At 63.7% G+C, this 21,640-nt stretch carries 23 protein-coding genes; 12 read left to right on the top strand and 11 right to left on the bottom strand.

Going from position 1 to position 21,640, the window contains the following annotated elements:
* Positions 1-3 precede the first annotated feature (3 nt).
* The 9 genes from ABLA28_RS03320 to ABLA28_RS03280 all read right to left on the bottom strand — a co-directional run bounded on the left by ABLA28_RS03320 (position 4) and on the right by ABLA28_RS03280 (position 6,554).
* Positions 4-636: an acetyltransferase gene (locus tag ABLA28_RS03320; protein ID WP_347712506.1), complete on the bottom strand. Its 633-nt coding sequence runs from the start codon at positions 634-636 to the stop codon at positions 4-6.
* Entirely contained in the window at positions 629-877 is a 249-nt protein-coding gene (locus ABLA28_RS03315) for an acyl carrier protein (RefSeq protein WP_347712505.1), read from the bottom strand. The genes ABLA28_RS03320 and ABLA28_RS03315 overlap by 8 nt, the downstream gene beginning before the upstream one ends.
* Before the next feature lie 335 nt (positions 878-1,212).
* On the bottom strand, positions 1,213-1,983 hold the full coding sequence (locus ABLA28_RS03310) for an SDR family oxidoreductase (RefSeq protein ID WP_347712504.1): 771 nt from the start codon (positions 1,981-1,983) through the stop codon (positions 1,213-1,215).
* A gap of 66 nt (positions 1,984-2,049) precedes the next feature.
* Positions 2,050-2,271, bottom strand: coding sequence for a hypothetical protein (locus ABLA28_RS03305; RefSeq protein WP_347712503.1), 222 nt, complete (start codon positions 2,269-2,271; stop codon positions 2,050-2,052).
* 49 nt (positions 2,272-2,320) lie between these two features.
* Positions 2,321-3,391: a ketoacyl-ACP synthase III gene (locus ABLA28_RS03300; RefSeq protein ID WP_347712502.1), complete on the bottom strand. Its 1,071-nt coding sequence runs from the start codon at positions 3,389-3,391 to the stop codon at positions 2,321-2,323.
* Positions 3,392-3,452: 61 nt separating this feature from the next.
* Positions 3,453-3,860, bottom strand: coding sequence for a VOC family protein (locus tag ABLA28_RS03295; protein ID WP_299301023.1), 408 nt, complete (start codon positions 3,858-3,860; stop codon positions 3,453-3,455).
* Positions 3,851-4,783, bottom strand: a complete 933-nt coding sequence (locus ABLA28_RS03290; protein WP_347712501.1) for an FkbM family methyltransferase — start codon at positions 4,781-4,783, stop codon at positions 3,851-3,853. Before ABLA28_RS03290 ends, ABLA28_RS03295 begins: the two co-directional genes overlap by 10 nt.
* The gene (locus ABLA28_RS03285; protein ID WP_347712500.1) at positions 4,780-5,394 is read right to left on the bottom strand and encodes a sugar transferase; all 615 of its coding nucleotides are present in this window, start codon (positions 5,392-5,394) and stop codon (positions 4,780-4,782) included. The genes ABLA28_RS03290 and ABLA28_RS03285 overlap by 4 nt, the downstream gene beginning before the upstream one ends.
* Positions 5,388-6,554 carry an aminotransferase class I/II-fold pyridoxal phosphate-dependent enzyme gene (locus ABLA28_RS03280; RefSeq protein WP_347712499.1) on the bottom strand — a complete coding sequence of 389 codons (1,167 nt, stop codon included), beginning with the start codon at positions 6,552-6,554 and terminating at the stop codon, positions 5,388-5,390. Before ABLA28_RS03280 ends, ABLA28_RS03285 begins: the two co-directional genes overlap by 7 nt.
* A gap of 184 nt (positions 6,555-6,738) precedes the next feature.
* Here ABLA28_RS03280 and clpB point away from each other — a divergent pair, with 184 nt between their 5' ends.
* The 12 genes from clpB to ABLA28_RS03220 all read left to right on the top strand — a co-directional run bounded on the left by clpB (position 6,739) and on the right by ABLA28_RS03220 (position 20,346).
* Positions 6,739-9,345: an ATP-dependent chaperone ClpB gene (gene clpB, locus ABLA28_RS03275; protein ID WP_347712498.1), complete on the top strand. Its 2,607-nt coding sequence runs from the start codon at positions 6,739-6,741 to the stop codon at positions 9,343-9,345.
* A 254-nt stretch (positions 9,346-9,599) separates the two neighbouring features.
* On the top strand, positions 9,600-10,421 hold the full coding sequence (locus ABLA28_RS03270; protein WP_347712497.1) for a hypothetical protein: 822 nt from the start codon (positions 9,600-9,602) through the stop codon (positions 10,419-10,421).
* A gap of 234 nt (positions 10,422-10,655) precedes the next feature.
* Entirely contained in the window at positions 10,656-11,474 is an 819-nt protein-coding gene (locus ABLA28_RS03265; RefSeq protein ID WP_347712510.1) for a transketolase, read from the top strand.
* On the top strand, positions 11,471-12,424 hold the full coding sequence (locus ABLA28_RS03260) for a transketolase C-terminal domain-containing protein (RefSeq protein WP_347712496.1): 954 nt from the start codon (positions 11,471-11,473) through the stop codon (positions 12,422-12,424). The genes ABLA28_RS03265 and ABLA28_RS03260 overlap by 4 nt, the downstream gene beginning before the upstream one ends.
* 42 nt (positions 12,425-12,466) lie before the next feature.
* Entirely contained in the window at positions 12,467-13,162 is a 696-nt protein-coding gene (locus tag ABLA28_RS03255; protein WP_299299134.1) for an ATP-binding cassette domain-containing protein, read from the top strand.
* Complete coding sequence (locus ABLA28_RS03250) at positions 13,149-14,033, top strand: permease-like cell division protein FtsX (protein WP_347712495.1); 885 nt, start codon at positions 13,149-13,151, stop codon at positions 14,031-14,033. Before ABLA28_RS03255 ends, ABLA28_RS03250 begins: the two co-directional genes overlap by 14 nt.
* Positions 14,034-14,049: 16 nt before the next feature.
* Positions 14,050-15,267: a peptidoglycan DD-metalloendopeptidase family protein gene (locus ABLA28_RS03245; RefSeq protein WP_347712494.1), complete on the top strand. Its 1,218-nt coding sequence runs from the start codon at positions 14,050-14,052 to the stop codon at positions 15,265-15,267.
* 27 nt (positions 15,268-15,294) lie between these two features.
* Complete coding sequence (locus ABLA28_RS03240) at positions 15,295-16,602, top strand: peptidoglycan DD-metalloendopeptidase family protein (RefSeq protein ID WP_347712493.1); 1,308 nt, start codon at positions 15,295-15,297, stop codon at positions 16,600-16,602.
* A gap of 344 nt (positions 16,603-16,946) precedes the next feature.
* Entirely contained in the window at positions 16,947-18,182 is a 1,236-nt protein-coding gene (locus tag ABLA28_RS03235; protein WP_347712492.1) for a S41 family peptidase, read from the top strand.
* Between the two features lie 56 nt (positions 18,183-18,238).
* Positions 18,239-19,528: an adenylosuccinate synthase gene (locus ABLA28_RS03230; protein ID WP_347712491.1), complete on the top strand. Its 1,290-nt coding sequence runs from the start codon at positions 18,239-18,241 to the stop codon at positions 19,526-19,528.
* 9 nt (positions 19,529-19,537) lie between these two features.
* The gene (locus tag ABLA28_RS03225) at positions 19,538-20,020 is read left to right on the top strand and encodes a GNAT family N-acetyltransferase (RefSeq protein WP_299299657.1); all 483 of its coding nucleotides are present in this window, start codon (positions 19,538-19,540) and stop codon (positions 20,018-20,020) included.
* 29 nt (positions 20,021-20,049) lie between these two features.
* A complete protein-coding gene (locus ABLA28_RS03220; protein WP_347712490.1) occupies positions 20,050-20,346 on the top strand; it encodes a hypothetical protein in 297 nt (98 codons plus the stop codon).
* A 101-nt stretch (positions 20,347-20,447) separates the two neighbouring features.
* Here the strand turns inward: ABLA28_RS03220 and ABLA28_RS03215 are convergent, their stop codons facing one another.
* Positions 20,448-20,852 carry a pyridoxamine 5'-phosphate oxidase family protein gene (locus tag ABLA28_RS03215; protein ID WP_347712489.1) on the bottom strand — a complete coding sequence of 135 codons (405 nt, stop codon included), beginning with the start codon at positions 20,850-20,852 and terminating at the stop codon, positions 20,448-20,450.
* Positions 20,853-20,909: 57 nt separating this feature from the next.
* Positions 20,910-21,353 (bottom strand): MarR family transcriptional regulator, encoded by a 444-nt coding sequence (locus tag ABLA28_RS03210; RefSeq protein ID WP_347712488.1) that lies wholly within the window; start codon positions 21,351-21,353, stop codon positions 20,910-20,912.
* Positions 21,354-21,640: the final 287 nt, after the last annotated feature.

Below are 21,640 nucleotides of genomic sequence, written 5' to 3'. Positions count from 1 at the left end.
GCCTCAGAACTTTCGCGCGGGGTTTCCCAGCACCGTGCAGGCATCCGGGACGTCGGTCAGGACGATGGTCCCCATGCCGACCATGACCCCGGAGCCGACCGATCGTCCCTGGAGGATCGAGGCCCCGGCCCCAATGGTGGACTCCGCCCCGATCGTGACGTTCCCCGAGATGTTGACGTTGGGCATCACGGAACAGAAGTCGCCCAGCACGGAATCGTGTCCGACATGGGAGCCGGTGTTGATGAAGACGCACCGGCCCAGACTGATGTCTACGGACAGGGAGCAGAAGTGCGAGACGACCACCCCCTCCTCCATCGCGATGCGGGAGGAGAGCTTCGAGTCCGTGTCGATGACGTTCGGAAAACGCACGTGGGGGCAGCGCTTCAGAGCCTCGTATATCGCACGCTTGTCCGAGGGCCGGGCGATGGAAAGGACGACGTCGAGAGGACCGTCGAATTCCTCGGCGAAGCTCCGCCCTCCAAGGATGGGAAGCCCTCCCGAGAACGTTCCGGCCTCGGCTCCGTCGTCGAGGAAGCCCAGGAGATTCCAGAACCGGTGGCGCTCGTTGATGCGCCGAACGATCTCGGCGACCTCGCGCCCCAGTCCGCCTGCCCCGTAGATCACGAGATCATGCATGGTCCTGCCTCGAGAATCGGGCGATGTCCGCCACGGTGCGTATCTCCGCGATCCTTTCGAGCGGGACGGGCATCCCCGCCTCGTCCAGCGCCATGACGATCTGGAGGGTCTTCAGGGAGTCCCAGCCCTCGGTGTTCTCCATGGACGACTCGGCAGTAACGGGGAGCCCCAGGACCTCGGAGACGATCTTGACGACAGCATTCATCTTGAAGACAGGGTCTGTCTTGGCAACAGCATCCATCGGGATCCTCCTTGTTTCAAATCCAAATCACTCGTATGCTTCGTGTAAACAGATGACCGCCTCCTCAAGACCGGCAGGTCTTGAATGACGTGTCCCTCGCCTGCATCGACACGCGGTACCGTTACCGCGTTGTCGATGCAGGTAAAGAATGAAGGCTCACCTTGGCTGCTCCGCAAACCTTCGGTCCGACGTACTTCTCCGTACGCCTGGTGAAAAACCTAAGCGATTCGCACGGCTCCTTCTTCGCGGGCTCTCCGCTTATCGCCTGTAAACGATTTGGAATGGAATTTACTTTTGGTGCTTCATTTCCTTTGTGTCACGCTCTTTTTACTGGCTCAGGAGAGCGACCATCCGCCGTCGACGATCATGTTCGTGCCCGTGATGCGCCGGCTGGCGTCGGAGAGCAGGAACAGGACGGGGTCGGCGACGTCCTCGGGGGCGAGCGGCCCCAGCCGGGCCTTCTCGAGGACCTCTTTCCGGTACCATTCCTCGCCGAGCCGGGCTCGGGTCTCCCGCTGCATGGGGGTGTCGACGGGACAGGGAGAAATGCAGTTGAAGCGGATGCCGCGCGGCGCGTACTCCGAGGCCAGCGAGCGCACCGACGCGATAAGGGCCCCCTTGGTCCCGGCGTAGGCGCTGAGCCCTACTTGTCCGGTAAGTGCGGAGATCGAGGCCAATGCGACGACGCTCAGCCCCGGGGCATAGCGTCCGCGGCGGCAGATCGCCTGCGACAGGGCCATGAAGGACAGCCAGTTGAGGCGCATCTGCCGCTCGGCCTTTTCCATATCGATATCCCGCAGCAGCGTGACGTCCGACGCTCCGGCGCTGTACACGAGCCCACCGAACGGCCCGGAACGGTCAAGGATAGCCTGAACGTCGCCTTCGATGCCGTCGATCTTCGTCAGGTCGGAAACATGTCCGACGTGGCCGGTCCCCTCCAGCAACGAAAGGGTTTCCTGAACCCTGTCCGGGGTCCTGCCCAGCACGGCGATTCGGGCGCCCATCCGTGCCGCGCCAATGGCTACGGCGCGGCCGATGCCGGAGGAACCTCCGGTTACGAGGATCGTCCGGCCGCAGAGAGAAAATGGATTCGGTTCCATGGACATGCAATCAAACCTCCATTCCGTTCCTGAAGTCCGTTCTTGAATTTTGTTCCTGGTAGGCCATCGGCGTCAGGCGTGCATCTCGGTCAGAATGTCGCCGACGGTTCTGAAGGCTCGGAGCACTCCAAGGTCCAGTTCCCTATCGAAGTGGGTGCCAAACATCGCCAAGACGGACAGCTTGCTCAGAGAATCCCAGTAGTCCAGCTCATCCAGAACCGTTTCCGGCTTCAGCGAGCCGGGCACGGCCTCGATGGTTCTGGTCAAGAGCTCTATTTTCTCTTCCGTTGTCATCGCCCTACAAACCTCCCGATCCGTAAATGGTTCATTCTGATCCAGTCCTTCATTCGCCGGGGTATTCGAGCAGGCCGGGACAGATGCAGGGGCCCATTTCGATCGAAGCGGCTGCGATGGAAAGCCCGGCCCCGAATCCCGCAAGCAGCGTCCGCTTCCTTTCGGTTTGGAGTTCGCCCGCAAGTTCCGAGCAAATCGTGACGGGGAGGGTCGCTGAGCTGGAGTTGCCGTAGCGATTTAGGCTGACGGGCATCTTGTCACGGGATATTCCGATCTGCTTCGCCACCTGTTCGATCATGAAGAGGTTGGCTTGATGCAGAAGCAGCCGATCGACGGCGTCGGCCGGGACCCCTGCATTCTTCAGAACCTCGGTCAGGACCGGAGGAACGTTGCGCACCACAAAATTGAATACGGCCATTCCGTCCATCCGGATGTCGATGGGGCGACGCACCCCGCCGTCCGGCCAATTCCGATACTCCAGAGAATGCTCGTTGAAAAGATTGCGCGATCGCCCCTCTGGGACGAGCAGAACGTCATGTTTTGAACCGTCCGTCAGGAATCCGAAGAACCAGGGATCCGCTCCTTCATCCGGTGTGAGAATTGTCGCGGAACCGGCATCCCCGAAGAGCAGGGCGGTTGCGCGATCCCTTGGCGATGTAAAATAGGAATGAGTCTCCCCATCCAAAAGGAGGACGGGGGCATTCAGAGACTTGGCCATCAGTCCGGCCAGCCAGAGCCCGTAGACATACCCCGAACAGCCGAAGCTCGTGTCCACGGCTGTGCAGCTATGGGACAGGCCCAGCAGGTCTGCCGCTCGGGATGAGTTGTTGGGAATGTCGTGGTCGGGCGTCTGAGTGACGAAGAGCACCCCTCCAAGGTCGGAAGGGGTGAGGGTATGGTGTTCCAACAGCTTTTTCGCAGCCTCGATACAGAGGTCGAGAGCGGTGATTCCGCTCCCGGGGGGGCAGACACGGCGGGTCCGTATCCCCGTGACCCTGATGGTGTCCTCTATCCTGTCTCCAAAAAGTTCCGCGCCGAATGTTGTGTTGTCCACCGTGTGGGAGGGGACGCAGGCGCAGATGCCGTCGATTTTTATTCCGTCGAGAGTGCATGATCTCATGAGGTCGAAACCGTTCCTTTCTCGATGAAGCTTCCTTTCGAAACTCCTTTTCTGCGGGGGCCTATCGGCTTGGAGATGGGCTTTCGGCCAGTTCCAGCAGGCCCGTCCCGGTGCCGTACAGAAAGGCGACACGCCGGCCCCCCATGGCGGGCGCCGGAGCGATGGGATGCACCAGGATAAACCCCTTCTGCCTGAGCTCCGTGATATCGCGCTCCAGATCCTTGCTCTCGTAGCAGATATGATAGGGAGAATTGCCGTTTTTCCGTATCCACCCCATGACGGGGGAGTCATCCTGCAGGGGGGCGACCAGCTCGATCATGACCCCCGATGTGTCGGAAAAAAAGCGGATCTTTACCTTACGCCCGAGATCCTCGGTTTCCTCTCCGCAGGATCGATACCCCAGGGCCTCGAACTTTTCTGCGGCGGCGGCAAGATCCTGAACCGCATATCCGATATGGTCTATGCGCATGAGTTGCCTCCCGGCACGGCCGCGTAGAGTTTCTTGCGTTTCTGTACGACCTCGTAGGCGGGATTGGCCTCCTTGATCAGCGTCTCCAAGACTTCCGGGTCGTCGGGAAGGTGATAGGTGCAGAGCGCCAGTTTGGGGGCGAAGCGCGCCAAGGTCTCCCGGGCGCCCCTCAGCATGTGGCGTTCGTACCCCTCGATGTCCGCTTTGATGAAATCGACGCGGGCAAGCCGCTGGTCGCGGACGAAGGCGTCCACGGTCGTGATCTCGACGGCTGACCCGGTTTGGCCGTTGGTCAATATGGCATTGCCCAGGGTATAGCTGTCGTCATCCGACATGACCGCCTGGGTCTCCGAGTCCCCCAGTCCTTTCTTTACGGGAAGGATGTTGGCGTTGAGCCTTGCCGTCTCCAGGAGGTAACGGTAGGGCGCCTCGATGGGCTCGAACGCGTAGACCGTTGCGCCTTTGACGGAGGCGTAGGCGGCAAAATCGCCAATCCAGCTTCCGGCGTCGATAACCACGTCGCCGGGATGCACCCTGACGTCGATCCTCTCGTTCTCGAGGCAGAAGAAGCCCTCGGTCAACAGGGAGTAGTAACGGTTCATCTCCCCTTCGTCGTAATTGTCGCCGCAGTTCAGATAGGAGTAAAAGATGTCCTCGAAGACATAGCCGAAGAACTGACGCTCGGTCTCGGGGTCCAGCGCCGGCAGGCGGGCTTCCCCAATCCGGTAGCAGCCGTCCTCCTTCGTTATCGAGGAGATAAAGCGTTTTGTGACTTTCCTGAGATGCCGGTGGGGATTCTTTCCCCAAAGGCACAGGGACGCATGGTCGAGGAGGAGCAACAGAAACTCCCATGGAGTGTCCAGTCCCGCCCGGACCCTGTCGAGGCGATGCGTCAGAATGTCCCATTTGGTGAAGGCGCTCATGAATCGTTCTCCTTGTATCTTCCACTTCCCCGAAACGGCGGCATGGTCGCCGCCCCGGGCGCGGAGATGCCCTCGCGCCTCAGGACCTTCCATGCCGTTGCCGCCAGAATCTTCAGGTCCAGCCGGAGCGAACGGTGCTCCACGTACCAGACGTCCAGCTCGAACTTCTCCTCCCACGTCAGGGCGTTCCGTCCGTTGATCTGCGCCCAGCCCGTGATCCCCGGCCTGACGGAGAGGCGCTTTCTCTGACGTTCGTCGTAGAGGGGCACGTATTCCAGAAGCAGCGGCCGCGGCCCCACTAGGCTCATGGCCCCGCACAGGACGTTCCAGAGCTGCGGCAGCTCGTCTAGGCTGGTGCGCCTCAGAAAAATGCCCAGGGGCGTCAGCCGGTCGGCGTCGGGCAGGAGCGAGCCGTCCCCGTCCCGCGCGTCCGTCATGGAGCGGAACTTGTAGAGCCGGAAGGGCCGTCCCCCAAGTCCGGCGCGTAGCTGCGAGAAAAGCGCCGGCGGCCCCATGCGGCGCCGGACCGCCAGCGTTATCCCCAGAAACACGGGGGACAGAAGGAGCAGGCCCAAAAGTGCCCCTACAATGTCCAGAAGACGCTTCAGCATCCGGTCGGGACCGTGTGGAGCGCCTCCAGCACGGCCTCGGTCACGCGGTCCTGCTGCGCCTCCGTCATCCCGGAGCCCGAGGGCAGGCAGAGCCCGCGGGAGAAGAGCTCCGCGCAGACGTCGCGCCCCTCCTCGTGCGGCCAGTAGCGCGCGCCCTTGAACACGGGCTGGAGGTGCATGGGCTTCCATAGCGAACGTCCCTCGATGTTCCGGGACGCCAGGCGATCCAGCACGGCGAGGGGCGAGACGCGGAGGGGCTCCTCCAGGGTCAGGGCCGTGAGCCAACGGTTGGAGCGGCTCCATGAGGGCTCCGGCATGAAGCGCACGCCCTCGATGCTCCCCAGCGTCTCGGCGTAGCGGCCGAAGATGCGCCGCCGGGCGGCGACGCGCTCGTCCAGATGGAGCATCTGCCCCCTCCCGATCGCCGCCAGGACGTTGCTCAGACGGTAGTTCCACCCCAGAACCGTGTGCTGGTACCAGGGGGCGGAGTCGCGCGCCTGAGTGGCGAGGAAGCGCGCCCTCTCGAGCGCCTCGGCGTCGTCGGAGAGCAGCATCCCTCCCCCCGATGTCGTGACGATCTTGTTGCCGTTGTAGGAGAAGACGCCGAAGGTCCCGAAGGAGCCGGACCTGCGTCCCTTGTAGAGGGAGCCCAGCGCCTCCGCGGAGTCCTCCACGACGGGCACGCGGTAATGCCTGCAGAGCTCCAGCAGGGGGTCCATGTCGCAGCTCTGGCCGTAGAGGTCCACCAGGATGACGGCCTTGGGCGGACGCCCCTGCGCCGACGTCTCGGCAAGCGCCCGCTCGAGCGCCTGCGGACTCATGTTCCAGGACTCGGGCTCGGAGTCGACGAAGGCGCACTCCGAGCCCTTGTGGAAGAACGGCGCAACGGACGCCGCGAAGGTGAACGAGGAGCAGAGGACCAGATCTCCGGTCCCCACTCCCAGCAGCTCCGCAGCCAAATGCAGGGCCGCCGTCCCCGACGCAAGGGCCGCTGCGGCCCGGACGCCCGTCAGCTCGGCGGTCTCCCGCTCGAATGCCTCGACGTGGGGTCCCAGCGGCGCGATCCAGTTCGAGGCGAAGGCCTCGTTTATCTTGACGAGCTCATCCCCGCTCATGTGGGGCGGGGAGAGATAAATACGTTCCTGCGGCACCAAGCTCATCGTCCTTCTTTGCGATAAAGTCCTTTTGCCCCCATCGGGCGGATTTCCCATTTCTGAAAAAGTGTATCGCATTTGACGTAAAAGTTAAAGCGCCCAATACGGCAAACGACGTATTGCAGTGGCGCGGACACGAATTTATAATTTGGTCATAATTGGTCAGATATCCTTTCGAGGAGGAATCGGTATGGACTTCAATAAATTGACGCGAAAGAGCCAGGAGGCGCTCTCCGAGGCTCAGGGAATCGCGATAGGCAACAACAATCAGGAGGTGGATGTCGCGCACCTCCTGCTGGCGTTGCTTCGGGACGGGGAGGGGCTGATCCCGCGGATGCTCCGCCGGATGGACGTCGACCTGCAGGTCCTGGAGAAGCTCGTCGCGGATGAGGTGGCCCGCATTCCCAGGGTGACGGGGGGCGGGGCCGAAGCGGGGAAGGTCTACGTCACGGCGCGTCTCAACAAGCTGTTGATGCGGGCCGAGGAGCGGGCCAAGAAGCTTACGGACGAGTACGTCTCGGTCGAGCATCTGTTCCTGGAGATGCTCGGCGAAGGGGCGGCGACGAACCTGGGGAGGATCCTGAGTCGTTTGGGGATCACCGAGGACCGTTTCCTGAAGACCTTGACGGAGGTGCGCGGTTCCCAGCGGGTCCAGAGCGCGGACCCGGAGGCATCCTACGAGGCGCTCGAGAAGTACGGCCGCGACCTCGTGGCGATGGCGCGGGAGGGCAAGCTGGACCCCGTGATCGGGCGGGACGAGGAGGTGCGCCGCGTCGTGCGCATCCTCAGCCGCAAGACGAAGAACAACCCGGTGCTGATCGGGGACCCCGGCGTCGGCAAGACGGCGATCGTCGAGGGGCTGGCGCAGCGCATCGTCCGCGGCGACGTCCCGGAGGGGCTGAAGGACCGCACGGTCTTCGCCCTGGACATGGGGTCTCTCGTCGCGGGGGCGAAGTTCCGCGGCGAGTTCGAGGAACGCCTCAAGGCCGTTCTGAACGAGGTCAGGCAAAGCGAGGGGCGCATCATCCTCTTCATCGACGAGCTCCACACGATCGTGGGGGCCGGGGCCGCCGAGGGGGCGGTCGACGCCGGGAATATGCTCAAGCCCATGCTGGCGCGCGGGGAGCTTCACTGCATCGGCGCGACCACCGTGGACGAGTACCGCAAGTACATCGAGAAGGATGCGGCGCTCGCGCGGCGCTTCCAGCCGGTGGACGTGGAGCAGCCGGACGTGGAGGACACGATCTCGATCCTGCGGGGCATCCGGGAGAAGCTCCAGGTGCACCACGGCGTGCGCATCCGGGACAACGCACTGGTCGCGGCGGCGACGCTCTCCAACCGCTACATCACCAACCGGTTCCTTCCGGACAAGGCCATCGACCTGGTGGACGAGGCCTGCGCGATGATCCGGACGGAGATCGACTCCCTGCCCTCCGAGCTGGATGCGGCCTCGCGGCGCGTCATGCAGCTGGAGATCGAGGAGACCGCGCTGAAGCGCGAGGCGGACGCGGCGTCGGCGGAGCGCCTGAAGGCCCTGCAGAAGGAGCTGCAGGAGGCCCGGACCGAGGCGGATTCCCTGCGTGCCCAGTACGAGACGGAGAAGGGGGCCATCACGGGCATCCGCGAGCTGCGGAGCCGGATTGACGCGGTCAAGGCCGACATCGCGAAGGCCGAGCACGAGTACGACCTCAACCGGGTTGCCGAACTCCGCTATGGTCAGCTCCGGAAGCTGGAGGAGGAGCTGAGGGCGAAGGAGGCGGATGCCGAGAAGGAAAGCGCGTCGGGACGCCTGCTGCGCGAGGAGGTCACCGAGGAGGAGATCGCGGATATCGTCAGCCGCTGGACGGGCATTCCCGTGACGCGGCTGGTGGAGGGCGAGAAGGAGAAGCTGCTGAAGCTGGACGAAGGGCTGCACCGCCGCGTGATCGGGCAGGACGAGGCCGTGGGGCTCGTCGCCGACGCGGTGCTCCGTGCCCGGAGCGGGATACGGGACCCCCGGCGGCCGATCGGCTCCTTCATCTTCCTGGGGCCCACGGGAGTGGGCAAGACGGAGCTGGCCAAGACGCTGGCCGAGACGCTCTTCGACAGCGAGGACAACCTGGTCCGCATCGACATGTCCGAGTACATGGAGAAGCACGCGGTCTCCCGCCTGGTCGGGGCGCCTCCCGGCTACGTCGGATATGACGAGGGCGGGCAGCTCACCGAGGCCGTCCGTCGCCGTCCCTACTCCGTCATCCTGTTCGACGAGATCGAGAAGGCGCACCCGGACGTGTTCAACATCCTGCTCCAGATCCTGGACGACGGGCGCATCACGGACAGCCACGGACGGGTGGTGGACTTCAAGAACACTGTCGTGATCATGACCAGCAACATCGGGGCCGCCTCCCTTCTGGAGGGGATCACGCCGGACGGTACGATACCGGATAAGACGCGCGACGAGGTCATGGGCGCGCTGCGGGCGTCCTTCCGCCCGGAGTTCCTGAACCGCGTCGACGACATCGTGATCTTCAAGCCCCTGAGCCGCGGCGAGGTGCGGCAGATCGTCCGCCTTCTGCTCCAGGGCCTGGCCGGCCGGCTGGCCGAGCGGCAGATCACCCTGAGGACCGACGACGATGCCGTGGACTTCATCGCCGATGCCGGCTACGACCCCGTCTATGGGGCCCGTCCGCTCAAGCGCTATCTGGTGAGGAACGTGGAGACGAAGTTGGCGAGGGCGCTGATCGCGGGGGACGTTCGGGACGGGGCGACGGTCACGATCGGGGTCAGGGACGGAGCGCTGACCTTTGCCTTCGCCTGACGGCCCCTTCTCGAGACGTCGGACGTCCCGAAAGGGATGGCCTTTCACGGGATGCGTTTGCCGGGCTCTTGTGATAAGCTAATGCGGAGCCGAGCGTATGGGGCGGGAGCGCGCCCCGTTTTCCCGGGTGTCGTTTTGTCTTCTTCAGCAGGGGAGGGAGCGGTTTGATCTTTGAATTGATGTCCGATGGAACATTGGCCCAATTGCCGCAGGTGTCCCTCCCCGAGGGGGTCCCCGAACCCGGAGGGCCCTTCGTGATGGTTTTGCTGCCGTACAACCGCTACCTTCTGGGCTGCTCTCCCAAGGGAGCCCCCGAGCGCTGGGTATGGGGGAGGCCGGGCGACGAACCTCGGGAATTGTTCCCCTATGAGGACAGGGACCTGTCCCTCGCCGTGGACGGCACCGCCGTCACGGTGCTGCCCCCGAAGCTCGTCACGGGACTGCGGGACGCGCTGCTGGTCCAGACGGACCCGCCGGGAGACCATCTATCCGCGGTCCTCATCCTGAGGGGGCTGATGAGGGAGAACGCCGCCTTTGCGGAGGGGGTCCCCTTCCGGGACGAGAGGGCCTTCAGCCGCTTTCTCGAGGAGGACGAGCTTCTCCGCAAGGGGTACTGGGCCTTGCGCTTCGCGCTTGCCCGCGGTGAGTTCGATATCGTGGTGCGGCTCCGCGCCTGGCTGAAGGCCGGCCCGAAGCTTTCCGACCCCGACGCCCCCGCCCGGATATGGTTTTCCATCCTCGACCTCCCCGGGGAGAAGGATCTCTCGGAGCTCGAGACACTGTCGTTTTCCAGGGAGGACCTTCAGCACATGGTTTCCCAGAACACCGTGCCCCTCCTTCTGTTCAACCCCGGCTCGGGATATCTGGTCCTGTCCCGGTTCGGCACGCGGGAACGCGCGGCTTTCAATCTTTGGGCCTTTTTCCCCCCGACGCTGTGGGGAGAGGTTCGGGAGCGCCGCAAGCTCTCCCTGAGGGAGCTGCTTCTGGCCGTATGGGGGGAGTACGACGTCTCCCGGGCGCTGTGCGAGCGAGCCCGCTACGCTCCGGAGCCGGGAAGGGTCATCTCGATGCTGTGAGAGGCCGATGATCTTCCTCCATCCTTGCAAACTTGGCGGCGTTTCGGCAAATTCTGCCCCCGGGCATCCGTTCGGATGCCGGGGGCTTTTTCCGTCGAGGCTTTTCCATCGGGGCTCCCGGTTGTAGAATTTTTTGCGCGTATCTGTTGAGAACGGAGCCCGTGCTCTCCGGAAGGGGTGGGCCATTCGGGGCCGCGGGCCTATGGGAAAGGGGAGGGGTGTCTCTTGGACCCCGTGTCGTTGAAAACTTTGCAGGAACGCGCCCTCGTGGTGCGCCGTGACATCGTCGGCATGCTCAGGGCCGCAAGTGCGGGGAGCCTGTTCTCCTCCTTCTCCGCGGTCGAACTTCTGGTCTGGCTTTATGGGGCGGTCCTGCGTACCGCCCCCGGAGAACCGGACGAGGACGGTCGGGACCGCTTCGTCCTCAGCCGGGTATCGGCGACCCCGGCGCTGTACGCCGTGCTTGCGGAGCGCGGTTTTTTCGGACGCGAGGAGCTTTGGAGCTATGCCCGCCTGGGCAGCCTGCTTCAGGCGGCCCCCGATCGCCCGAGGACTCCCGGCGTCGACGTATCCTGCGGCGCCCCGGGGATGGGGGCCGGGATCGCCCTGGGGCTTGCCCTGGCCCTGAAGGACAGTCGGCCCACCGTGAGGGTTTTTTGTCTGATGGGGGCGGAGGAGCTGATGATGGGAGCGACCTGGGAGGCCCTGGACCTGGCTGCTGCCCGTGCTCCGGAAAATCTGACCCTGATCGTGGAATGCCCGGAGGCGTCCTCTTGTGGCCGCGGGACTCCGGGGGGATTCGATTGGGCTGCAGACCGGCTCTCCGCCATGGGGTGCCGCGTCGCCCGTGCGGATGGGCACGATTATGCGTCCCTCGAGGAGGCCCGGTCATCCCTTTCGGGTTCGGATGGGCGGTTCGGGGTTGTCCTGGCGAGGACGGTTCACGGCAGGGGCCTTCCATCCCTTCTGGAGTGTCCGCTGGACGACGCGAGCGTTTTGGACAACCAGGTCACGGAGCTCCTGATACGGGGCCTCGAGGATGTGCCGTCATGACGAACGTCGAGGTCAGAGGGACCATGGATTGCAGTGCGCTTCTGCGCGAGGCGTTTGAGGGGAGGGGGGAGGAGTTCTCCGGGCTCGTCGTCCTGGGGGAGAGGGCATCGGCTCCGGACGCCGGTCTCCCCCATGCCGCCGGGCTGGCGGAACAGGGGCTGGTGCTGGCGGCGGCGGGGATGGCCTGCGGGGGGAGGAAGGTCGTTGTCGCGTCCTGCGCCTCGTTCCTGGCCGGGCGCGCCTACGACCAGATTCGTTCCGCGGTCGCGCTTCCCTCCCTGCCCGTCTGCCTGGTGGGGTGCGATGCGGGCTTCGGCTCCGGATATACCGGCGGCGCGAGGCAGATGTTCGAGGATATCGCCTTGATGCGTTCCCTTCCCAATATGAAGGTCCTCGTTCCGTCGGACGTCGACTCGGCGGCGGCGCTTCTGCGCGAGGCCGTCGGGAGGGGGGGGCCCGCCTATGTCAGGCTTGGAAGCGTCGTGTCCGGATCGGAGAGGACGTCCCCGAACGTTTCCTCCGAGGAGGACGTGCGGATGCGCCTCGGCGGAATGCGCGTTTTGCGCCGGGGGGCGGACATCACCCTCTGTGCGTGTGGTATCATGGTCCACGAAGCCCTGAGGGCCGCCGATATACTGGCCCGGCAGGATATCGGGGCGGAGGTCATCGACTGCTACAGCCTGGCCCCCTTTCCGGCGCGCCAACTGCTTTCCTCCATCCAGCGCACCGGGTGCTGCGTTACGGCGGAGGAACATTTTCTGCCCGGCGGGCTTTTCGAGATGGTGGCCGGCCTCGCGGCGAGGGAGTATCCGGTCCCCGTGCAGCCCGTGGCGGTCGAGATCGGCTTCGGGCAGAGCGGAGCGCCTCAGGACCTGAAGGAATACTATGGTCTGACCGCGGCACAGATCGTCAGTGCCGCAGTTTTGGCTTGGACTCGACGAAGACGGTAGCGCCGGGACCCAGACTGCGAAGCGAAAAGGGGATTTGTCGTAATGAAGATCAATTTCTCGGGCGTATTCAAGATTTTCGAGCCCGATATCGTCGCCCTGAGGGATGTGAATTTCACTATCGAAAAGGGGGAATTCGTCTACATCATCGGGGCCACGGGGTCCGGGAAGTCGACGCTGCTGCGCCTGATCACGCGGGAGCTCCTGCCCACGCGGGGAAACCTGTTCGTCAACGACAGCAATCTGCGCAAGATGCGGACGGCGGACATCCCCTACTACAGAAGGGATGTCGGGCTGGTGGCACAGGATTTCAAGCTGATCCCGCATCTGACCGTGTACGAGAACGTGGCCTTCGTCATGGAGGCCATGGCCGTCCCCAGCAAGATGGTGGCGCATCGGGCCAACAAGGTCATCGAACAGGTGGGGCTGTGGCGCCGCCGCTACATGAAGCCCACTCAGCTCTCGGGCGGGGAGCAGCAGCGCGTGGCGATCGCCCGCGCCCTGGCCAACTCGCCCTCTCTTTTCATCGCGGACGAGCCGACGGGAAACCTGGACTTCCGCACGGCCGCCGACGTGATGAAGATTCTTTTCGCCATCAACGCGGCCGGGGTGACGGTCGTCATGTCCACCCACAATCAGTACATCGTGGACTCTTGCCGCCAGCGGGTGATCGAGCTTGACGCCGGCAAGCTGGTTCGCGACGAAAAGGCGGGGAGGTACCATCTGAATGACGACTTTTAAGTATATCCTGAGGGATATGGGGCGGCTGCTCATCCATCATTGGGTCCTGGGGCTGCTCACCCTCATCACGGCCTCCGTCATGCTTTGGATCCTGGGGCTGACGACCCTCTTCTCCTTCAACATCAGGACCTTTCTGTCGCAGCTGGAGAGCGAGCTCGTCGTCCAGGTGTTCCTGAAGAAGGGCAGCGAGGTGGAGCGCGTCGCGGAGAGCATCCGAGCGATGCCCTCCGTGGCGGATCTCCAGGCCTTCTCCCCCGACGAGTCCCTGGCGAGGCTTCAGATGAAGATGGGGAGCCAGTCCCGGGCTCTGGACCTGATGGGGGCGAACCCCATTCCCTGGAATTTCAAGGTCCGGGTCCGAAGCGCCAAGGACGTCGAGCCCCTCGTCCGAACCCTCATGTCCATGCCGGACGTCGACGACGTGGTCTATGCCGGTATGGTCGTGCAGAGGGTCTCGGCCCTTTCCCGCGTGGCCGCCCGCATCGCGCTTCTGGTGTTTGCCCTGTCCGTCGTCGTCACGTCCCTGGTGGTCTACAACACCATTCACATCTCCCTCTACTCGCGCCGGGAGGAGATCTCCATCATGTATCTCGTGGGGGCGACCCGAAGCTACATCGCGACGCCCTTCGTCCTCGAGGGGACGTTTCTGGTGCTGCTGGGGGCCCTGATCGCCGTGACGGGGATCGTAGCGACCTATCTGCCCGGCATCCGCATCCTGCAGGAGAACCTTCCCTTCCTCACCCTGGCGAGCGACTCCAGGCTCATCGGGCGTTTCTGCATCCTCCTGACCGGGTTCGGGGCGACACTGGGCTGGGTTTGCAGCTGTATCGTTGTGGCCCGCTTCATGCACTCGGCCACAAGTCCCGAGTAGGTCCGAGGACGATCCCTTGCGTGCATGGACGCGTCTGCTCCTTGGGGTTCTGCTGATGGCGGGGATGGCCGGCGTCCCCCTCCCGGCCCGTGCGTCGGGCGTTTCGGAGATCGACGCGCGGATCGCCGCCGAGGAACAGAAACGCAAGAAGCTGGAGGAGCGCATCGGCGACTATCATACCCGGATCAAGAACCTGAACACCAAGGTCGAGTCGCTTCTGGGACGCATCGATCAACTGCAGCAGAACGAGGCCGTCGCCGGCCAGGAACTGTCCGTGCTGGAGCTGCAGAGAAACCGGGTCCAGGAGGATATCGCCTTTTTGAACGCGGAGATGGCGAGGGAGCAGGTCAAGGTGGACGAGCTCATCGACCGGCTGCGGAACCGGATTATCGACTTGTACAAATACGGGGCGACCGAGGAGCTGAACCTCTTTTTCTCCTCCCGGAACACTTTCGAGGCCCTCGAGTCCATTCATCTCATGAAGATGCTGGCCCGGAACGACGAGATCCTTCTGGCCCAGCTTCAGGATCGCATGCAGGAGATGGCGCTTTCCCGCAGGACCATGGACGACCACCGGTCCCGTCTGGCGAAGCAGAGCGAGGCCCTGAATGCACAGAAGGTGCGCTATAGGGGTACGATCCAGCAGACGAACAGCTTCATCGGGGACATCCGCAAGCAGAAGGCCTTGGCCGAGAAGGCCGCGCGGGAGATGGAGGAGGCTCAGAAGGCGGTGGGGCACACCATTCTGACCCTGATGCGCCGAAAGAAGGAGCGGGAGGCCCAGTCTCTGCAGGGCCGGGGAGGAAGGGGCGGAGGGGTGGATTACCTCGCGGGCCGCGGCCGGGGGTCGATGTTCGACTGGCCTCTCCGGGGACCGATATCCAGCCCCTTCGGTCAGCGCATCCACCCCATATTCAAGACGAGGGCCTTCCATTCCGGGATCGACATCGCGGCCCCCTCCGGCACCCTCGTCAGGGCCGCCGCTGCCGGCGAGGTCCTGTTCGACGGATGGCTGCGCGGCTACGGGCAGGTCGTGATCCTGGATCATGGACGCAGTTATTCCACCGTCTACGCGCACCTCTCCTCCTCTTCCGTGCGGGAGGGGCAGGTCGTGGGGGCCGGGAGCGTCATCGGAAGGGTCGGCAGGACGGGGACCGCGACGGGCTATCACCTGCACTTCGAGGTCCGGGTGGGCAGCACCGTCAAGAACCCTCTGGATTATCTCAAACGATAGAGGTCCCGCAATGGAGGAATCGGTTCCTTGACGTGCGTTACAAAGGCACGATATGTTTGTCTGGCTGCGGTCCTTCTCCTGTGGGGGGGGGCTCTTGGCCCCGTTCGTGCGGTTTGGTCCGCGCCCGCGGAGAATGGGGAGAACCTGGATGCGCTGATCGCCATCCGGGAACGTGCACGGCAGAGCCTGGGCCGTCAGATCGACCAGTACAACGAAACGGCAAGAAAAAAGGCACAGGAGGCGAAGGGCCTGCTGGGTCGGATCACGAAGCTGCGTCAGCAGGCGCAGATGTCGGGGGCCCGGATCGAGCTTCTGGAACTCCAGTCCAAACGGCTGCAGGACTCGGCACGCGAGCTGAACGAGAAGGTCGCCCGGATCGATCAGTCCATGAAAAACCTGGTCGAAGCGCTCCACATCCGCCTCCTCGACATATACAAATACGATGCCCGTGCGGAGCTGAACCTTCTGCTTTCCACCGAGGACACCCACGAGGCCGTGATCATGTCCTACATGCTGGATCGCCTGTCCCGGCAGGATCGGGTGATCCTGGAGGAGCTGGGAGGAAAGATAAGGGAGCTGGAAGGCGCGAAGGTCAACCTGGAGAAGAACAGGATTCAGCTGGCGCGCCAGTCGGAGGAGCTGAAGGAGGAACGCGTCAGGCACAATGCCGCGATCACTCAGGCGAACGCTTTGCTTCGGGAGGTTCTGCTGCAGCGCCGAAAGGCCGAGGAGGCCGCCCGCGAGATGGAGGCCGCGCAGCGGGAGGTCGGCCAGAAGATAATCGACCTGCTGCACCGACGGCAATCGGAGGGCGGCCGGCCGCGTACGCCGGACCTCCCGGGGAAAACGCCTCCGACGTCCCCGACGCCTTCAGCGCCTCGACAGGAGGAGCCCCCCCGGGGACCGGAACCGAAGCAGCAGGACTACACCTATCTCGCCAGGGGAGCGCGGCTGGAATGGCCTATCCGGGGGCCCGTGATCACCCTCTTCGGTTCGAGGAATCACCCCGTCTTCAGGACGAAGGTCTTCAACTCCGGCATCGACATCCGGGCAGCGGCGGGGGCTCCCGTAAAGGCCGCCGGTCCCGGGGAGGTCCTGTTCAGTGGGTGGCTTCGGGGGTTCGGCCAGGTCGTGATCGTGAATCATGGCGACAACCTCACCACGGTCTACGCGCACCTGGACAGGACCTCGGTGAGCGAGGGGGATGCCGTCCGCATGGGGTCGCTCCTGGGGACGGTGGGCAATACGGGCACCTCCGGCGAGTACAGCCTGCATTTCGAGGTGAGGCAGGGAGGCACGGCGAAGGACCCGATGAACTATCTGAGGCGCCTTTAGGGAAGCGCTGATTGTGGGGTGGCCCGGCAAAGCTTTTCGGAACGGGCGGGCCGGAGTCCCGCATGGGCAGACCGCCATAAGCGGGCGACCGGCAAGCGCAGCGATAAGCAGGCGAGCAACGCGAGGGAGGCCCAAGCGCCCGGAGGACGGGGCGTGCTGAATCGAGCACGTGGTTTCCTCTCCGACCGAGTCGGTCGCCTGGATTCTTCATCAAGGGTTTCATCAGGGAGGCTTCATGGAGCGGATCGGCGTTTTCCCTCGAAACGCGCCGGTTGGGCCGAATGAGACAGGGGCGCATGTTTTAACGCCTGTCTTTGCAGATGTTTAGGATGGAGTTGGAAGCAATGGAGAGAAGACACGGAAGGGTATTGTGGGGTGTGGCGTGGCTGTGCGTTGTGGCCGCGGCCGTGACGGCCGGAAACGTATTCATGGGGAGCGCCGGGGCGTCGGACCTGAACGATCTGGAACGTATATCCCCTTTCGGCGCCCGTTCGCTCTGGCTCATGCGCCAGGCGAGAGCGATCATCGAGACCTATCAGGTCGATGCCGCCTCCAAGCCGGCTCCCGAGGACAAGCTGCTGCACGGCGCGATGAAGGGGATGGTGGAGGCCTGGGAGGACCCCTACACCCGTTTCGTGACGCCCGACCAGCTCAAGGACGAGGAGATCGAGATGGAGGGGCGCTACGGCGGCCTGGGCATGTACATCGGGGAACGGGACGGCAGGGTTCTGGTGATCAGCCCGATGGAGGACACGCCGGCGGAGCGCGCGGGGCTGAAGCCGAAGGATCAGATCGTCAAGGTGGACGACGACGTCGTTTTGGGCTGGGACTCCCAGCGGGTCGTCCAGCGCATGAGGGGCAGACCGGATACCCGGGTGACACTCTGGATCCGCAGGGACGGGGAGGAGGAGCTCCTGAAATTCGAGCTGACGCGGGAGATCATCAAGATCAAGTCCGTCCGCTACGAGATGCTGTCGAACGACATCGGCTATCTCCGGCTGACCCAGTTCAAGCAGAAGACCGATGAGGAGGCCCGCGACGCTATGAAGGAGATGATCCGCAAGGGGGCCAGGGGGTTGGTCCTTGATCTTCGGAACAACGGCGGCGGCCTTCTGGACGTCTCCGTGAAGATCTGCGGGATGTTCCTGAAGGGGGGGGCCGTCGTCGAGACCCGGGGCCGGTCGGAGAAGGCCAATGAAAAGTATTCGGCGGACCCCTCGCTCTTCCTGACCTCCATGCCCGTGGCCGTCCTGATCAACGGCGGCAGCGCCAGCGCGTCGGAGATCGTGGCCGGGGCCCTCCTGGACCGGGAGCGCGCCACGCTGGTCGGGGAGAAGAGCTTCGGCAAGGGTTCGGTCCAGACGCTCTTTCCCCTGACGGACGGGTCGGGCCTCTATGTGACCATCGCGCGCTACCATACGCCCTCCGGAAGGGTGATCGACCACGTCGGACTCACTCCGACCATCGAGGTCAAGGGGGAGCCCGAGAAGGACAAGGCCAAGGACGCCCAGCTCCAGAGGGCCATCGCCGAGGTCCGTAAGGCTGCCGTGAAGGACCGGTCCTCGACCAGGAAGAAGTAGAAGGGGCGGCTCCTTCGGGGGCTTTGACAGCGGGCGCGGTTAGGAGGCGCATGGCATTGAAGGAAAATAAGGTCGATCTGCTCATCGGCGCTCAATGGGGCGACGAGGGGAAGGGCAAGGTCGTCGATGCGATGGGGGCCGACGTAGACGTCTTCGTCCGCTATCAGGGCGGCGCCAACGCGGGGCATACGGTTATCGCGAACGGTCAGAAGGTCGTCTTTCATCTGCTCCCCTCGGGCATGCTCTATCCCGGGAAGCTCTGCATCCTCGGGAACGGCCTGGTCCTCGACCCCGAGCAGTTTCTGAACGAGACGGCCGAGCTCTACGAGAAGGGGCAGGACCGGGCGCGCCTTGTCGTCAGTCCCCATGCCCATGTCGTCATGCCCTACCACAAGGTCCTGGACAGGGCCCAGGAGGCGGCGAGGGGCAAGGGGCGCAGGATCGGGACGACGGGCCGTGGAATCGGGCCCTGCTACGTCGATAAATATGCACGGGTCGGGCTGAGGGTGGAGGACCTGCTGGACGCGGACCTTCTGAGGGAGAGGCTGGTCCCCCTGATGGAGGAGAAGAATCGTCTCCTAACCCGGCTGTACAACGAGAAGCCCATTCCTTTCGACGAGGTCTACGGGCCCGCGCGCGAATGGGGCAAGGCCCTGGCCCCCTATGTCGGCGACGTCGTGCGTCTGCTCCGGGAGGCGGTGGACGAGGGGCGGCATGTCCTGCTGGAGGGAGCTCAGGCCGTCCTGCTTGACATCGACCATGGGACCTATCCCTACGTGACCAGCTCCTCGACCTCCGCGGCCGGCGCCTTTACCGGGACGGGGCTCGCCCCGCGCGACCTGACCCGCGTCATCGCGGTGGTCAAGGCCTACACGACAAGGGTGGGCGAGGGACCGATGCCCACGAAGGAGCCGGGGGAGATCGGGGAGCGCCTGCGGAATGCCGGAGGGGAGTTCGGCGCGACGACGGGCCGCCCCCGCCGATGCGGGTGGCTGGACATGGTGGGGCTCCAATACTCCATGGCCCTGAACGGGGTGGACGTCGTCGCCCTGACCAAGCTGGACGTCCTGTCCGGGATGCCGGAGGTCAAGGTCTGCACGGGCTACGAGTACAACGGCAGGAGACTGGAGGGCTTTCCGGCCTCGCCTCACATCCTGGACGAGGTCGTTCCGATATACGAGACGCTTCCCGGGTGGAGGGGGGACATCTCGGGCTGTACGAGTTTCGATTCTCTTCCCCGGGAGGCGCGGGGCTACGTGGAGTATATCGAGAAGGGGCTGGGGGTCCCGGTAAAGCTCATCGGCGTGGGACAGGAGCGCAGCCAGACCATCGACAGGGGCCTTTGAGAACGACGGATGTTCCTGCCGGAGATTCGTTTCTGCGGGCCGGAGGACGTTCCCGCGATCATCGAGGCGAACGGGCTTTCCCTCTACCCATGGCCGGATGCGGTCATTGCCCGGGATCTTGCGGCCTCATCCCTTTCGGACCCCCTCGAGAAGGGCCTGTCCTACCTGGGGGCCTTCTCCAGAGGTGCCTGTGCGAGGCTTCTGGGCTATGCGGTGATGGGACACGAGGCGGGTTTCGCGCTTCTGATGGGGCTCATGGTGCTGCCGGAATACCGCCGCCGCGGGATTGGGACGCAGCTGGTCCTGGCCGTTGCGGAATGTGCCCGCTCCATGGGCCGAACGCGTCTGATCCTGAGGGTCGGGGAGGCCAATGCTCCCGCCCGTGCCCTGTACGAGGGGCTGTCCTTTCGGCGGGGGGCGACGCGCGCCCACTATTATTCGGATGGCGAGAACGCGGTGGAGATGGCCCTTTCCCTGACCCGTTCCCCTTGAGCGGCCCCTTTGTTTGAGAGAGGAAGAGGATGATGAGGGTCTACGTCCCGTTCGACGACGGTTCTTCGGTCTCCTTCGACGGAGAGCGCTTTACGCTGCACCGGCGGCCCGTGGGGATCGATGCCGATCGGGACGTCTTTCTCGAGGAAAAGGCTGCGGAGGCCTGGGAGCGAAGCAGCGGGGCCCTGGCCGGGGCGTTGGAGTCCGCGTGGCTCCTTCAAAAAGAGCGGCGCAGACGGGAGCGGAACCGATCCGTCTATTCCCGGGCTCAGCCCTCCCCCACGGGCTACCCGGCCGATGCGGCCGGGCCCGGCTCTGAGCGTTGAGCGTATCGATCGAGGATAAACGGCCCCCGGCCATAAACCGGGGGTTCCCAAAAAACGGTAATCCGACGGGGGCCGAGGGCCCCCGTTCGCATATTGTCGGGTCACGGTTTGGAGAGCTTTGCCCCTTCGGCGAAGGAGAAGGTGTGGATCTCCTGGACCTCCAGGTAGAATAACTTGAAGAGGGGATTGTCCGCGGTCCTGAAGATATCCCGAATCAGGGGATACTCCTCCAGGGCGCGCCGTTTCAACGCCGTATCATCGATGAAGACGGCCCTGCCGTCCAGGGAGAGGACCGGATTCCAATCCTTCGCCGAGGTGCAGAAGGATACTTTGGGGTTGGCGGTCAGCTGCCGGTAGACGGGTTTGTCGCCCTCCGTGCAGAAATAGACCTTATTTCCGTCCTCCATGAAAAGAAACTGAAAGATCCTCGTCGCAACTCCGTCACCGTTTCGCGTGGCCAGGACTCCATTGGGGTTCTCCCTCAGAATTTTCTCCAAGTCGATCATACTTCGTCGCCTCCATTTTGTTTGATATAAAACTATTTATGCAAAAAATTTTTTGCCTCACCGGGCCGTGTCCTGTTCCATGCGCTCGATCATTTTGATCAATGCGTGGCAGACCGCCGCCTTTTCCTCCTCTGGAGCGTCGCCCCAAACCCTTTCGCGCAGGCGCAGGGAGACCCGTTCGAGAGCGCCGCGGGAGGCGACGCCCTTCTCCGTCAGGCGGACCCTAACAATGCGGTTGTCCTTTTCGTCGGGCTCCCGTGTCACATAGCCCAGCTCCTCCAGTTTTCGCACCAGGACGGTAAGGGTGCTCTTGTCCCTGTGGATGCGTTTGCAGATCTCCTTCATCGGCAGCGGACCTTCGCGATAGAGCGCCGCCAGAACGGCCCCGTGCGAGGGGACAAGACCAACAATGCCCTCCTCCTCCAGACATTTAAGGATGAAGGCGTTGGCCAGGTTCCGCAGGTCCGAGATCTTCTGAACGATATCGTCTCCGATGCGCATCGTGAGATCATTGTAATTTTATATAAAACTATTGTCAAGCGTAACGAGGTAAAAGCCCGAGAACGGAAAAACACGGGAGAGTAGAAAAAGGGATTCGTTGGGAGGGGAAAAAGGCGGAGGCGGGAAGCTCCGGCGGATGAGTATAATACGGAACGCGAAATTAAATTTAAGACCTGCTAGAAAAAGTCAAGGGGTTAATTGAGAAATGGCAGCAGGGGGTAAAAGTTTCTGTGGATTGTAGGGTTTCTGCGAAGTCATGACGGCGTGAATTACCCTAAGAAGTTTTG

The organism is uncultured Fretibacterium sp. (assembly GCF_963544685.1).
Classification (GTDB): domain Bacteria; phylum Synergistota; class Synergistia; order Synergistales; family Aminobacteriaceae; genus CAJPSE01.
The sequence above is the reverse complement of the archived record's forward strand: the minus strand, read 5'-3'. Positions and strand labels throughout refer to the sequence as shown.

What these genes read in the sequence shown, in the direction of transcription:
- ABLA28_RS03320 (WP_347712506.1), bottom strand. Translation starts at nt 636, where the DNA reads ATGCATGATCTCGTGATCTACGGGGCAGGCGGACTGGGGCGCGAGGTC.
- ABLA28_RS03315 (WP_347712505.1), bottom strand. Translation starts at nt 877, where the DNA reads ATGGATGCTGTTGCCAAGACAGACCCTGTCTTCAAGATGAATGCTGTC.
- ABLA28_RS03310 (WP_347712504.1), bottom strand. Translation starts at nt 1,983, where the DNA reads ATGTCCATGGAACCGAATCCATTTTCTCTCTGCGGCCGGACGATCCTC.
- ABLA28_RS03305 (WP_347712503.1), bottom strand. Translation starts at nt 2,271, where the DNA reads ATGACAACGGAAGAGAAAATAGAGCTCTTGACCAGAACCATCGAGGCC.
- ABLA28_RS03300 (WP_347712502.1), bottom strand. Translation starts at nt 3,391, where the DNA reads ATGAGATCATGCACTCTCGACGGAATAAAAATCGACGGCATCTGCGCC.
- ABLA28_RS03295 (WP_299301023.1), bottom strand. Translation starts at nt 3,860, where the DNA reads ATGCGCATAGACCATATCGGATATGCGGTTCAGGATCTTGCCGCCGCC.
- ABLA28_RS03290 (WP_347712501.1), bottom strand. Translation starts at nt 4,783, where the DNA reads ATGAGCGCCTTCACCAAATGGGACATTCTGACGCATCGCCTCGACAGG.
- ABLA28_RS03285 (WP_347712500.1), bottom strand. Translation starts at nt 5,394, where the DNA reads ATGCTGAAGCGTCTTCTGGACATTGTAGGGGCACTTTTGGGCCTGCTC.
- ABLA28_RS03280 (WP_347712499.1), bottom strand. Translation starts at nt 6,554, where the DNA reads ATGAGCTTGGTGCCGCAGGAACGTATTTATCTCTCCCCGCCCCACATG.
- clpB (WP_347712498.1), top strand. Translation starts at nt 6,739, where the DNA reads ATGGACTTCAATAAATTGACGCGAAAGAGCCAGGAGGCGCTCTCCGAG.
- ABLA28_RS03260 (WP_347712496.1), top strand. Translation starts at nt 11,471, where the DNA reads ATGACGAACGTCGAGGTCAGAGGGACCATGGATTGCAGTGCGCTTCTG.
- ABLA28_RS03255 (WP_299299134.1), top strand. Translation starts at nt 12,467, where the DNA reads ATGAAGATCAATTTCTCGGGCGTATTCAAGATTTTCGAGCCCGATATC.
- ABLA28_RS03250 (WP_347712495.1), top strand. Translation starts at nt 13,149, where the DNA reads ATGACGACTTTTAAGTATATCCTGAGGGATATGGGGCGGCTGCTCATC.
- ABLA28_RS03235 (WP_347712492.1), top strand. Translation starts at nt 16,947, where the DNA reads ATGGAGAGAAGACACGGAAGGGTATTGTGGGGTGTGGCGTGGCTGTGC.
- ABLA28_RS03225 (WP_299299657.1), top strand. Translation starts at nt 19,538, where the DNA reads ATGTTCCTGCCGGAGATTCGTTTCTGCGGGCCGGAGGACGTTCCCGCG.
- ABLA28_RS03220 (WP_347712490.1), top strand. Translation starts at nt 20,050, where the DNA reads ATGATGAGGGTCTACGTCCCGTTCGACGACGGTTCTTCGGTCTCCTTC.
- ABLA28_RS03215 (WP_347712489.1), bottom strand. Translation starts at nt 20,852, where the DNA reads ATGATCGACTTGGAGAAAATTCTGAGGGAGAACCCCAATGGAGTCCTG.
- ABLA28_RS03210 (WP_347712488.1), bottom strand. Translation starts at nt 21,353, where the DNA reads ATGCGCATCGGAGACGATATCGTTCAGAAGATCTCGGACCTGCGGAAC.